This window comes from Roseovarius sp. MBR-79 (assembly GCF_053628555.1).
Genome location: NZ_JBRJGP010000002.1, coordinates 157,648 through 170,477 on the forward strand (window position 1 = coordinate 157,648; position 12,830 = coordinate 170,477).

The window sequence follows — 12,830 nt, forward strand, 5'->3', positions numbered from 1 at the left end:
TGTAAAGAACTTTATGAGAACAAAAGAGAACAAAACGCTATCCCACGGAAATCAGCCGGATCGCCTGATCGCGCTCCATCAGCCACAGGAGCACCCGCGCCGCCTGTCCGCGCGGCGAGGCAAGGTCGGGGTCACCTGCCAGCAATGTGCGCGCGTCCGACTGTGCCACCGCCATCAACGCCGATTGCGCCTCGAGATCGGCCACGCGAAACTGCGGCAGCCCGGACTGCGCCGTGCCGATGAGATCGCCCGCGCCGCGCATCTCGAGATCGACCTCCGCGATGCGAAACCCGTCCTCGGTGTCGCGCATCGTCTCGAGCCGCCGCCGCCCGCCCTCGGACAGGGGTGCCTGATACATCAGAAGGCAGGTGGAGGCCGCCGTGCCGCGCCCCACCCGCCCGCGCAACTGATGGAGTTGCGCCAGACCGAAGCTTTCGGCGCGCTCGATCACCATGATCGAGGCATTGGGCACATCCACCCCCACTTCGATCACAGTCGTTGCCACCAGCACCGATGTCTCGCCACGCTGAAAGCGCGCCATGGCCGCGTCTTTCTCCTCGGGCGGCATCTGGCCATGCACCAGCCCCACGCGCCCCTCGCCAAGCGCCGCGCGAAGGCGGCGATACCGCTCTTCGGCGCTGCTGAGGTCCACCGCCTCGCTTTCCTCGACCAGCGGGCAGACCCAATAGGCCTGCCGCCCCTCGGCAATGGCGCGGCGCAGGTGATCCACGACCTCGTCCATCCGGCCCGTGTTGACCAGCGCGGTCTTGATCGGCAGCCGGCCGGGCGGTTTCTCGTCCAGCACGCTCACATCCATGTCGCCATATTGCGCCAGCGCAAGGCTGCGCGGGATGGGCGTCGCGGTCATCACCAGCACATCGGCCTGCGCGCCCTTTTTGCCCAGCTCGAGCCGCTGGCGCACACCGAAACGGTGCTGCTCATCGACGATGGCAAGGCGCAGGTCGGCAAATTCCACATCCTTCTGAAAGACCGCATGGGTGCCCACGAGAATATCGATCCCGCCCGCCGCCAGCGCGCCGAGTTTGGCCGTGCGCGCGGCCCCCTTGTCGCGCCCCGTGAGGATCTCAAGCCGCACGCCCGCCGCCTCGGCCAGCGGAGCAAGCCCCTGGAAATGCTGGCGCGCGAGGATCTCGGTGGGGGCCATCAACACCCCCTGCCCGCCCGCCTCGACCGCGATCAGGAGCGCCTTGAACGCCACCAGCGTCTTGCCCGCGCCGACATCGCCCTGAAGCAGGCGGTTCATCCGCATGGGCTGGCCCATATCGGCGGCGATATCGGCAATCGCGCGGGTCTGCGCGTTGGTCAGCGCGAAGGGTAACGCCTTGATGACCCGTGCCTGCAACGCGCCGGTTCCCACGGTCGCACGCCCCTTGGCGCGGCGCAGCTTGGCGCGCGCAAGCGCAAGGGTGAGTTGATGCGCCATCATCTCGTCATAGGCCAGCCGCTCGCGCGCGGGGTGCGCAGGCGACAGATCGCGCAGCGAGGACGGGGCGTGCGCCGCGCGCAGTGCCTCCTTCCAGTCGGGCCAGCCCGCCTGCGCCTTCTGCGCGGGGTCGATCCACTCGGCAAGGTCAGGCGCGCGCAAAAGCGCCGCCTGCGCCGCCTTGGCCATCACCCTCTGCGTGACGCCGGCGGTCAGCGGATAGACCGGCTCGAAATCGGGGATCTCGCCCGCCTCCTCGATGGGCAGGACATGATCGGGATGCACCATCTGCGCGATACCGTCGAAAAGCTCCACCTTGCCCGAGACAATGCGCCGCGCGCCCGTGGGCAGAAGGCGGCGAAGATGGTCGCCGCGCGCGCGGAAAAAGATCAGGTGAAAGCTGGTCGCGGCATCCTCGACCACCACACGGTAGGGACCCGTGGGGCGCGCGGGCGCATCATGTCGGCCCACCACCACCTCGACCGTGACCACGCCGGGGATTTCGGCCCCCTGCACGGTGGCGCGGCGGCGGCGGTCCACCCCGGACCAGGGCAGCGTGAAAAGAAGATCGCGCGGGCGGGTGATGTCGAGCGTGGCAAGATGCTTGGCGGTCTTCGGCCCCACGCCGTCAAGCGTCTCGACCCCCGCGAAAAGCGGAAAAAGGATCGCGGGCCGGGTGCTCACGCGGCCCCGATGAGGGCAAGCCAGGCGTCCTCGTCGATCACCTCGATGCCGATCTCCGCGGCCTTCCTGGCCTTGGACCCCGCCCCCGGTCCGGCAATCAGCAGATCGGTGCGCGCGCTGACGCTTCCCGCGACCTTGGCACCCATGGCTTCGGCGCGCGCCTTTGCCTCGGCGCGGGTCATCTTTTCGAGACTGCCGGTGAAAACAAGGGTCTTGCCCGCGATGGGGCTGCCGGACGTATCGGGGCGTGCGGCGGGCTCGATGGTGAGGTGGCGGGTCAGACGCTCGATGCTCGCACGTTCATGCGGCTCGGTCATGGCCTGCGCAAGGCTTGTCGCCATCGCCTCGCCCACCCCGTCGATGCCCAGAAGCCGCTCCCAGTCGGGACCCTGAAGATCACGGGCCGCGTCCATCGCGGCGGTGAACTCGGCCCATGTGCCGTAATGGCGCGCAACAAGGCTGCTCGCCTGCTCGCCGACATGGCGGATGCCAAGCGCGAAGAGAAGCCGCGCGAAGGGAATGGTGCGCTTTTCGTCAATCGCGTCGAAGAGATTACTGGCGCTCTTCTCGCCCCAACCTTCGCGGTTCTTCAATTGCTGAAGGCCCTGCCCGAACCGCTCTCGCAGCGTGAATATCTCTGCAGGCTCGGTGATCCAGCCGTCGCGATAGAACGCCTCGACCTGTTTTGCGCCCAGCCCCTCGATGTCAAACGCGGCGCGGGAGACGAAATGCTTGAGCCGCTCCACCGCCTGCGCGGGGCAGATGAGCCCCCCCATGCAGCGGCGCACCGAATCGCCCGGCTCGCGGCGTGCGTCCGAACCGCATTCCGGGCAGGTGGTGGGAAAGACGTAAGGCGCGGCACCGGCGGGACGTTTGGCAAGGTCCACGTCGGCGATCTTGGGGATCACATCGCCCGCGCGGTAAACCTGCACCCAGTCGCTCTCGCGGATGTCCTTGCCCTCCCGGATCGGGCCGCCCCGGTTGTCGCGCCCGGCGATATAGTCCTCGTTATGCAGGGTCGCGTTGCGCACCACGACACCGCCCACCGTGACCGGGCTGAGCCGGGCGACGGGGCTGAGCGCGCCGGTGCGGCCGACCTGAATGTCAATCGCCTCGAGCCGCGTCCAGGCCAGTTCAGCGGGGAATTTATGCGCAATCGCCCAGCGGGGAGTGGTCGAGCGAAAGCCGAGCCGCGCCTGCAAGGCCAGATCGTTGACCTTGTAGACCACCCCGTCGATATCATAGCCGAGCGTGGCGCGGGCCTGTTCGATGCGCCGGTAATGGGCGATGAGCGCCTCGGGCCCGTCGCAAAGCACGGTGAGCGGGTTGGTCTGGAAGCCGAGCGCGGCAAGCCGCTCGATCGCGCCCATCTGCGTTTCGGCGAGCGGCGCGGACGTCTCGCCCCAGGCATAGGCGAAGAATTTCAACGGGCGCGCGGCGGTGATCGTGGCGTCGAGCTGGCGCAGCGACCCGGCGGCAGCGTTGCGCGGATTGGCGAACGGCTTGTCAGCCCTTTCGGCCTGCCGCGCATTGAGCGCCTCGAAATCGTCGTGACTCATGTAGACCTCGCCGCGCACCTCGAGGAGGTCGGGCGCGCCTTCCAGCGCCTCGGGAATGTCGGCGATGGTGCGGGCATTGGCGGTGACGTTCTCGCCGGTCTCGCCATCGCCGCGCGTGGCCGCCTGAACGAGGCGGCCCGCCTCATAGCGTAGGCTCAGGCTCAGCCCGTCAATCTTGGGCTCGGAGGTATAGGTGAGCGGAGCGTCGTCGCCCAGGCCGAGATAACGGCGGATGCGGGCATCGAATTCGGTGATCTCTTCAGCCTCGAAGGCGTTGGCAAGGCTGAGCATCCGCACCGCATGGCGGGTCTTGGCAAACCCCTCCGCGGGGGCCGCGCCCACCTGACCGGACGGGCTGTCGGCGCGCCTGAGCGCGGGAAAGCGCGCCTCGATCGCGGCATTGCGCGCCTTGAGCGCGTCGAACGCCGCGTCGGACATGATCGGCGCGTCCTCGGCGTGATAGGCCGCATTGGCGCGCGCCAGCAACGCGGCCAGCCGTGCCAGTTCCGCGCTTGCCTGCGCCCCGGTCAGGCGCTCGACAGAAATCTCTTCGGACATCGGCCCCTCCGTGATCCGCCCAACCGAGTGATAGGGCGGCGGCGGGGCGAGGTCCAGACGCGCTCAGGCACCGATGGCGAGCGGTGCGCCGCCGGAGCGCGCGGCAGGTTCGGGATCGCGTAGCACATAGCCGCGCCCCCAGACCGTCTCGATGTAGTTCTCGCCGCCGGTCGCCTCGACCAGCTTCTTGCGCAGCTTGCAGATGAACACGTCGATGATCTTGAGTTCGGGCTCATCCATGCCGCCGTAGAGATGGTTGAGAAACATTTCCTTGGTCAAGGTGGTGCCCTTGCGCAGGCTCAGAAGCTCGAGCATCTGGTATTCCTTGCCCGTGAGATGCACCGCCTGCCCCGCCACATCGACCGTCTTGGCGTCGAGATTGACGTTGATCTTGCCGGTGCGGATCACCGATTGCGAATGGCCCTTGGAGCGCCGGATGATGGCATGGATGCGCGCCACAAGCTCGTCGCGGTGAAACGGCTTGGTAAGGTAGTCATCCGCGCCGAAACCGAACCCCTTGAGCTTGCTTTCGGTGTCGTCCGTGCCCGACAGGATCAGGATCGGGGTGGAAATCCGCGCCAGCCGCAATTGGCGCAACACTTCGTGCCCGTGCATGTCCGGCAGGCCGAGATCGAGAAGAATGAGGTCGTAATCGTAAAGCTTCGCCAGATCGATCCCCTCTTCGCCCAGATCGGTCGTGTAGACGTTGAGATTGGCATGGGTCAGCATCATCTCGATGCTCTTGGTTGTGGTGGGGTCATCCTCGACGAGCAATACACGCATAGGTCTGTCTCCGTTCAATGGTGCCGCTTTGTTCACAACACTGAGCAGAAATGGTTAATCTAGCGTTACCACCGGGAAACATTTTCGAAACTCATTCAAGGGTTGTCAATTCCTCTTGCCTTGGTGACCTTCAAACCCTTTTTTCCAAACCTATTGGCCGCGCGCGTCCAGCCGTCCAATTCCTCGTCGCTCAACCCATAGATGTGCATTGCTTCGCTGCGGGAAATCAACCCATAGGCGATCCCGTGCACGACCGAAAGCTTGCGCGAGGCGACCCAACGCGTGGTCTCGGGTGGTGGCAGATCGGCGCGGCTGAACGCAGTTCCATCCGGCAGCGTGACCGCCCTTGGCCCATCCACTTTCTTCAGATACATCACTCTCACCCCTTTTTCCGATGCGGTCTTCAGAATGCGCAAACGCGCTTAACGGGGGATGAAGCACAGCCTTGAAAATGTTTAGGATTTTCCTACATCTCGACAGATCTTGCCGGAGCGTTCCATGTCCCTCGACACCACCATGCCACTGAATTCGCTAGGGTTTGCCAAGCCGCCATCCGAGACGCGGGTGGTTGTGGCGATGTCGGGCGGCGTTGATTCGTCCGTGGTGGCGGCGCAGCTGGCGCAAGAGGGCTATGACGTGGTGGGCGTCACGCTCCAGCTTTACGATCACGGCGCGGCGTTGGCGAAAAAGGGGGCGTGTTGTGCGGGCATCGACATTCACGACGCCCGCCGCGTGGCCGAGGAAATGGGTTTTCCGCATTACGTGCTGGATTACGAGAACATCTTTCAAAATGCCGTGATCGACGAGTTTGCCGACAGCTATCTCGCCGGGGCCACGCCCGTGCCCTGCATCCGCTGCAACGAGCGCGTGAAGTTCAAGGACCTGCTTGAAACCGCCCGCGATCTTGAGGCCGATTGCATGGCCACGGGGCATTACATCCGGCGCGAGATGGGCGCGAACGGCCCCGAACTGCATGCGGCGGCTGATTCGGCGCGCGACCAGTCCTATTTCCTGTTCTCCACCACGCCCGAACAACTGGCCTTTCTGCGCTTTCCGCTGGGGGGGCTCGCCTCCAAGGCAGAGACGCGGGCGCTGGCGGCGAAATACGGGCTGATCGTGGCCGACAAGCCCGACAGCCAGGATATCTGTTTCGTGCCGAATGGCGATTATGCCGCCGTGATCGAGAAACTGCGCCCCGGCGCCGCCGATCCGGGCGAGATCGTCCATGCCGACGGGCGCATCCTCGGGCGGCATGAGGGGGTGATTCACTATACCATCGGCCAGCGGCGGGGCCTTGGCATCGGCGGGCTGGAAGAGCCGCTCTACGTGGTGCGCCTCGACGTGGACGGCCGCCGCGTGATCGTCGGCCCCAAGGCGCTGCTGTCGACCCGCACCGTGCCCCTGCGCGAGATCAACTGGCTGGGCGTCGCACCGCTCACCTCGCGGCCCGAATGGCCCGTGTCGGTCAAGGTGCGCTCCACCCGCCCGCCGCGTGAGGCGGTGCTGCGCCCCCTGTCGGAGACCGAGGCCGAGGTGGACTTGCTCACCCCGGAGGAAGGTGTCTCGCCCGGACAGGCCTGCGTCTTCTACGAGACCGGCGGCAGCCGCGTGCTGGGTGGCGGCTGGATCTGGCGCGGGGCCTGAGCCCACTCTGTCCCGCCGGTTTTCCCTTGCGGCGCAGTGCGCCCCTCACTAGAAGGCGCGTGATCTTGACCGCCGCGGACGCCTCCGCGGCCCGATGCATATGGAAGGACGAACATGCAGGTCACCGAAACCCTCAACGAAGGTCTCAAGCGCGGCTACAGGATGATCCTGACGGCGCAGGCCCTCGATGACAAGGTCACCGAAAAGCTGAAAGAAGCCCAGCCGGATATCGAGCTGAAGGGCTTTCGCAAGGGCAAGGTGCCGCTGCCGCTGTTGAAGAAACAGTTCGGCCAGCGGATGCTTGGCGAGGCGATGCAAGAGACCGTCGATGACGCCATGAAGGCCCATTTCGAGGAAAAGGGCGAGCGTCCGGCGTTCGAGCCCGATGTGAAGATGTCCAACAAGGAATGGAAAGAGGGCGACGATGTCGAGATCGAGCTGAGCTACGAGGCTCTGCCCGAGGTCCCGACCGTCGAGCTTTCCGCCGTCAAGCTGGAGCGCATGGTCGTCAAGGCCGACGATGCCGCCGTGGATGAGGCCCTTGGCAACCTTGCCGCAAGCGCGCAGGATTTCCGCGACCGCGAGGACGGGGCCGCTGCACAGGACGGCGATCAGATCGTATTCGACTTTGTCGGCAAGATCGACGGCGAGCCGTTCGACGGCGGCGCGGCGGAAGACTATCCGCTCACCCTCGGCTCGGGCAGCTTTATCCCCGGCTTCGAGGAGCAGCTTGTCGGCGTGAAGGCGGGTGACCAAAAATCCGTCACGGTCAACTTCCCCGACGACTATCAGGCACCGCATCTGGCGGGCAAGGAAGCGGTGTTCGACTGCACCGTCAAGGCCGTCAAGGAACCCGTCGCCGCCGAGGTGAACGACGAGTTGGCGCAGAAATACGGGGCCGAGAGCCTCGATGCGCTGAAAGAGCAGATCCGCGAGCGGCTGGAGCAGGAATATGCCGGGGCCGCGCGCGCCATTCTCAAGCGCAACGTTCTGGACGCGCTCGACGCGCTGGTCGGCTTCGATCTGCCCCCCACCATGGTCGAGACCGAGGCCAAGCAGATCGCGCACCAGCTCTGGCACGAGGACAATCCCGACGTGCAGGGCCACGATCACGACGAGGTCGAGCCGACCGAGGAGCAGGTGAAGCTTGCCGAACGCCGCGTGCGCCTTGGCCTGTTGCTTGCCGATCTGGGCCAGAAGGCCGAAGTGAAGGTCACCGATGCCGAGATGACCCAGGCGGTGATGACCCAGGCGCGGCAATACCCTGGCCACGAGCGCGAATTCTTCGAATTCGTGCAGAAGAACCCGCAGATGCGCCAGCAACTGCGCGCGCCGATCTTCGAGGACAAGGTCATCGACTACGTGGTCGAGCTTGCCGAGGTGAACGACAAGGAAATCACGCGCGAAGAGCTTGAAAAAGCCATCGAAAGCATGAACGAGATGTAAGCCACAGGCTCATATCCGCACCAAAGCAAGGGCCGCCCCGGGGAGAATGAGGGCGGCCCTTTTCGTATCAACACCCGGTTCGGGAAAGGCCCGGTTGGGATGCGCGAGATTGGGGGATCAGGCGCTGATATCCGAGTGTGAACGAACCCTGTCGGCGAGCGCGGCCTTGAGGCGCAGCGCAGCGACCCTTTCACTGGTGGTGGCGGCAGCAACCTGCTCGTCGCAATAGGTTTCGAGAGCGGTCTTTGCCGGTCGAATCATCCTGGTCTTGGCAAACAGCGCAAGAGCGCGCTCTTCGCTCAGGAAAACGTCCCCCTCGATCCCGGCATGGGCGCGGATGCGCGCTATCCGCTCCTCGGAACAGTCAAGCAGCGCGGCAAGGGCATGAACCTTACCCATATCGACCGTCTTGCCGATATAATCGTACGGCGCGTTGCCCGAGCGGATCATCACCCGGTTCATCACCGGGTCGATAACTGCCACAGCATCGAGAACACCGGCGTTGCGCCCGTATTCGAACGCTCCGACCATCACCTCCGAGGTCACGTAGGAAATCGAGTTCCGCGCCCGTCCACCTCGGCTAAGCCGTTCGGTATCCACACAAAAGCGGGTCGCCTCCCAGATCTGCGGGCTTCGGAGTGGTGGCTCTCCATCCAGCAGTCCCGAGAACACATCCGCCAGCATGTGCGGGCCTGTGGTCTGCAATAGGCGCATACAGCCGACGACGTTCCCGTCATCATCAAGCGCGATCACATGGGCCGGGTCCAGCGCGTCGAACTCGTCCTTCTCGAGTCCGTCGCGCACGGTCACATCCCATCCCAACCGGTCGTGAAAAACACGCGCCCGAAGGCGATACATCTCTTTCTCAACATCGCCAAAGCGATGCCTGTTAAGAGCATCAAGAACGATAATCATTGTGCTATCCCCATTTTAGCCTTGTCCGGCAAGGTTCGCGCAAAGCGCGAATTTATTCCATTAGGGGTTTCCCGTATCTGGAAGGCATATTGATCACGATTTCGGGACAGGTTCGCGCCGCGGCGGGTTTTCGCTCAACTCGGCTTCACGATGCCAAAGCCGACCGCGCGCCCAATGGCCTGAGGCGTCGTCAGCGCCCCCAGCTTGCTTCGCGCCGAGCGCAGGTGAACCTCGACCGTCCGATGCGAGATCGACAGGATATCGCCGATATCCTGCTGCGACTTGCCTTCGGCCACCCATTGAAGGATCTCCCGCTCCCGCAGCGAAAGGGCCGGCAGACGAAGAGCGGACATCGAAAGGCTGGAACTCATCACATTGTCATGCATGTGAACCGCAGCCATCTGTAGATTGCCGATGACATGTTTGCGAAGTGCCTGCCACTGGTCTTCCGGGCACTTCCGGGTGACGCTGAAAAGGCCGACATCGCCATAGGGACCACGAACCGGAACCGTAAGCCCACGCTCCGACATGCCGAAATCCGGCGCATTGGCAAAGATCGTCTGGAAATGGGCCGTCCGCTCGAGCCTGGTCCAGTCCACCGGCGCGATCGATTTGCGACCGACATGGATTGTCGGGTCAATCCGATGAAATCCACGGGACATGTAATGGTTCACCCAATCGGGGTGGTAATTGGCAAACCCCTGCACCGCGCCGGAAATGGGATTGAACGTGGCATAGGAGGCATGATCGAATTCCAGCGACTGACAGACATCGTCGAGAAAGCGAACAAAACGGTCATCCGCGTCAGGTATCGTGCTGAGATCGATCAGGTCCATGCAGATGGCCCTCATTATAGAGCGACCGACGCACTATAACTGAAATTTGACCCGCGTGACAATCTTGTGAATGAACGGCCACCGGCGGGTATCAGATGCATTGACCGCCCGCACATGGTGCGGGCGGTCAATTGTCGATCACGGGGATCAGTTTCTGTCGTCGTCCGATTCGGCGGACGCGTAATCATCGTCCGACGCGGCCCCGCCGAGATCGTCGAAGAGTTCGGCAATCTCGAAATCGGCGGCGGCCTCGGCCTCGGCCGCAGCGTCCTGGATGGACTTGCCGGTGGCCTGAAGCTCGGCTTCCTCGGGCGAGCGCGCGACGTTGAGATGGATCGTCACCACGACTTCGGGATGCAGCGTCACGGTCACATCGTGCAGGCCAAGCTCCTTGATCGGGCGGGTGAGCGCCACCTGCTTGCGATCAACGGTAAAGCCGTTTTCGGTCGCCGCGTCGGCGGCGTCGCGCGTGCTCACCGAGCCGTAAAGCGCACCGCTGTCAGAGGCCTGACGAATCACGATGAACTGCTGCCCGCCGAGACGTTCGGCCATGGCCTCGGCCTCTTTGCGGGTTTCGAGGTTCTGCGTTTCGAGCTGCGCCTTGCGCGCCTCGAAATCGGCGATGTTGCGCTCGGACGCGGTCAGCGCCTTGCCCTGACGCAACAGGTAATTGCGCGCAAAGCCGGGTTTGACATCGACCACGTCGCCCATCTGGCCAAGTTTGGCCACGCGTTCCAGAAGGATCACTTGCATCGGGTCACTCCTTATTTCACGGCGTAAGGCAACAGCGCAAGAAAGCGCGCGCGTTTGATCGCCCGCGACAGTTCGCGCTGTTTCTTGGCCGAAACGGCGGTGATGCGCGACGGCACGATCTTGCCACGCTCGGAAATATAGCGTTGCAGCAGGCGCGTATCCTTGTAGTCGATCGCGGGGGCATTGTCGCCCGAGAAGGGGCAAACCTTGCGGCGGCGGAAAAACGGTTTGGTAGCCATGAGTTATCGTCCTTTTCTCACGCGATGGTTCAGCGGCGTTCGCGGCGTTCGGGACGGTCGCCCCTGTCGCCCCGGTCACTCCGGTCGCCCCGGTCACCACGGTCTCCGCGCTCGCCACGCTCCTCGCGCTTCTGCATCTGCGCCGACGGGCCCTCTTCATGGGCGTCAACCTTGATGGTCAGCACGCGCATCACATCGTCATGCAGGCGCATCAGACGCTCCATTTCCTGCACGGCGGCAGAGGGGGCATCGGTTCTGAGAAAGGCGTAATGGCCCTTGCGGTTCTTGTTGATCTTGTAGGCCATCGTCTTGACGCCCCAATACTCGGATTCGAGGACCTTGCCACCGTTATCGGCGAGGACGGTGCCAAAATGTTCGATGAGGCCCTCGGCCTGCGCGTTGGAAAGATCCTGACGCGCAATCATCACATGCTCATAAAGCGGCATGTCGTCTCCATTTCTGTCAAGGCGCATTTCATAGGACGGGCGGGTGCCCTTTCGCGGCCCGTCCACGAGAGTCTGCGCGGATCATAACGATTGCGAAAGGTTGGGGGCGTATAGCTTGACCCGCGCTTGCCTGCAAGGGCGGATCGGGCGCGTCCCGGAACGGCCACGGCGGTGCCCAAATCCCGGCTTTTTTCCGGGCCAGACTGTTGATCAAGAGTTGAAGGAGTATACCCATGGTCGCACTTCCCGATTACGAGCGAGAGTTCCTCGTCCCGCCATATTCCGACACCGCCGATGCACCGGCGACCGACGATGCGGGGCGCGCGCTGCTGCCTGGGCTCTTGCGGCTTCTGGGCGGGGCCTTCATCGGGGCGTCGCTCGGGCTCTGGCTCTTGCCCTCGGTCGCGGCTGACCCGGCGATGATGCTGATCAAGCTCCTGTTTTCGCTGTGTCTGCTTTGGGCGGGATTGCTGGCAGTGCACAATGCGCGCCGCCCGGATGCGCGCCCGGTTGTCCAGATCGACCGGCGGAATGACCAGATCCGCATCCTGCATCCGGCCCTTGACGGCCGTCCGGCGCGCTGTGTCGTGCACCCGTTCGACGCGCTGTCGGAACTGTCGCTGCGCGACGGGATGCTCAGCGCGCGCGACAGGGCCGGACGCCTGATCCTGTCGCTCGAGGTGAGCGATGCCCGCATGGAGCGTCATCTGCGCGAGGCACTCTCGCTCGCCGCCTGATCCGGTCGAGGCGCGGCGCGCCCGCGCGGATGTTCGCCAATCCACAAGGTTTGTTTGAAACTGCTGTATTGTTCTTTCCCGGATCGGCCCCAATGTTTATCCTGTCAATTCGACATGACCTGCATTGGAGATTTCTGAATGAACCGTATCCTGCTCGCCGCCGCGCTTGCCCTTGGCACCACCCCTGCCCTCGCCGCGCCCGCAACCTACCAGCTTGACCCGAGCCACAGTCAGGTTGTTTTCACCTATGACCACCTCGGCTTCTCGACCACCACGGGAATGTTCTCGGGCTTCGAGGGCACGATCGAGTTCGACGAGGCAGAGCCGGCCAATTCCTCGGTCACCGTTTCCATGCCGCTCATGTCCATGATGACCGGCTGGGAAAAGCGCGAGGCGCATTTCATGTCCGACGAGCTCTTCGGCGCGCAAGACGGCGATCTTGTCACCTTCACCTCGACGGCCATCGAAGTGACCGGCGAGAATACCGCGCTCATCACCGGGGACCTGACGATCAAGGACACCACCCGGACTGTCGTGCTCGACACGGTGATGAACAAGAAGGCCGATGCCCACCCGATGAACAACCGTCCCTGGATCGGCTTTGACGCCACCACCACGCTTCTGCGCTCCGATTTCGGGGTCGATATGGCCGTGCCGTTCATCAGCGACGAGGTCGAATTGCGTATCTCGATCGAAGCGGGCCAGCCCGAATAAGCGGACCCGCTTCACCAGGCTCCACTCACGAAGCCGGGGCCGTCCGCATCTGGCGGACGGCCCGTTTTTTTG

At 64.0% G+C, this 12,830-nt stretch carries 13 protein-coding genes; 4 read left to right on the forward strand and 9 right to left on the reverse strand.

Features of this window, described 5'->3' with window-relative positions:
• Window positions 1-37: 37 nt before the first annotated feature.
• The 4 genes from recG to sciP form a co-directional block, all read right to left on the reverse strand.
• Window positions 38-2,128, reverse strand: a complete 2,091-nt coding sequence (gene recG, locus ACSSV8_RS02585) for an ATP-dependent DNA helicase RecG (RefSeq protein ID WP_454281412.1) — start codon at window positions 2,126-2,128, stop codon at window positions 38-40.
• Window positions 2,125-4,245, reverse strand: coding sequence for an NAD-dependent DNA ligase LigA (gene ligA / locus ACSSV8_RS02590; protein WP_454281413.1), 2,121 nt, complete (start codon window positions 4,243-4,245; stop codon window positions 2,125-2,127). The genes recG and ligA overlap by 4 nt, the downstream gene beginning before the upstream one ends.
• 63 nt (window positions 4,246-4,308) lie before the next feature.
• The gene (ctrA, locus tag ACSSV8_RS02595; protein WP_354537082.1) at window positions 4,309-5,028 is read right to left on the reverse strand and encodes a response regulator transcription factor CtrA; all 720 of its coding nucleotides are present in this window, start codon (window positions 5,026-5,028) and stop codon (window positions 4,309-4,311) included.
• A gap of 95 nt (window positions 5,029-5,123) precedes the next feature.
• Window positions 5,124-5,402, reverse strand: coding sequence for a CtrA inhibitor SciP (sciP, locus tag ACSSV8_RS02600; protein ID WP_454281414.1), 279 nt, complete (start codon window positions 5,400-5,402; stop codon window positions 5,124-5,126).
• 124 nt (window positions 5,403-5,526) lie between these two features.
• Between sciP and mnmA the strand changes: the two genes are divergently transcribed.
• Both mnmA and tig read left to right on the forward strand, forming a co-directional pair.
• On the forward strand, window positions 5,527-6,672 hold the full coding sequence (gene mnmA, locus ACSSV8_RS02605) for a tRNA 2-thiouridine(34) synthase MnmA (protein WP_454281415.1): 1,146 nt from the start codon (window positions 5,527-5,529) through the stop codon (window positions 6,670-6,672).
• A 114-nt stretch (window positions 6,673-6,786) separates the two neighbouring features.
• Window positions 6,787-8,118 carry a trigger factor gene (tig, locus tag ACSSV8_RS02610; RefSeq protein WP_354537084.1) on the forward strand — a complete coding sequence of 444 codons (1,332 nt, stop codon included), beginning with the start codon at window positions 6,787-6,789 and terminating at the stop codon, window positions 8,116-8,118.
• A gap of 117 nt (window positions 8,119-8,235) precedes the next feature.
• Here tig and ACSSV8_RS02615 read toward each other — a convergent pair whose 3' ends face one another.
• From ACSSV8_RS02615 to rpsF, 5 genes are all read right to left on the reverse strand, one after another.
• Complete coding sequence (locus tag ACSSV8_RS02615; protein ID WP_454281416.1) at window positions 8,236-9,033, reverse strand: acyl-homoserine-lactone synthase; 798 nt, start codon at window positions 9,031-9,033, stop codon at window positions 8,236-8,238.
• Between the two features lie 134 nt (window positions 9,034-9,167).
• Window positions 9,168-9,869 carry an autoinducer binding domain-containing protein gene (locus tag ACSSV8_RS02620; RefSeq protein WP_354537086.1) on the reverse strand — a complete coding sequence of 234 codons (702 nt, stop codon included), beginning with the start codon at window positions 9,867-9,869 and terminating at the stop codon, window positions 9,168-9,170.
• Between the two features lie 147 nt (window positions 9,870-10,016).
• Window positions 10,017-10,622, reverse strand: coding sequence for a 50S ribosomal protein L9 (gene rplI / locus ACSSV8_RS02625; protein ID WP_454281417.1), 606 nt, complete (start codon window positions 10,620-10,622; stop codon window positions 10,017-10,019).
• Window positions 10,623-10,633: 11 nt separating this feature from the next.
• Window positions 10,634-10,861: a 30S ribosomal protein S18 gene (rpsR, locus tag ACSSV8_RS02630; RefSeq protein ID WP_068292848.1), complete on the reverse strand. Its 228-nt coding sequence runs from the start codon at window positions 10,859-10,861 to the stop codon at window positions 10,634-10,636.
• A 29-nt stretch (window positions 10,862-10,890) separates the two neighbouring features.
• Window positions 10,891-11,307, reverse strand: coding sequence for a 30S ribosomal protein S6 (gene rpsF / locus ACSSV8_RS02635; protein ID WP_454281418.1), 417 nt, complete (start codon window positions 11,305-11,307; stop codon window positions 10,891-10,893).
• A gap of 233 nt (window positions 11,308-11,540) precedes the next feature.
• Between rpsF and ACSSV8_RS02640 the strand changes: the two genes are divergently transcribed.
• Together ACSSV8_RS02640 and ACSSV8_RS02645 are read left to right on the forward strand one after the other, a co-directional pair.
• Window positions 11,541-12,044: a hypothetical protein gene (locus ACSSV8_RS02640; protein WP_454281419.1), complete on the forward strand. Its 504-nt coding sequence runs from the start codon at window positions 11,541-11,543 to the stop codon at window positions 12,042-12,044.
• 138 nt (window positions 12,045-12,182) lie between these two features.
• Entirely contained in the window at window positions 12,183-12,758 is a 576-nt protein-coding gene (locus tag ACSSV8_RS02645) for a YceI family protein (RefSeq protein WP_354537090.1), read from the forward strand.
• The last annotated feature ends 72 nt before the right edge of the window (window positions 12,759-12,830 follow it).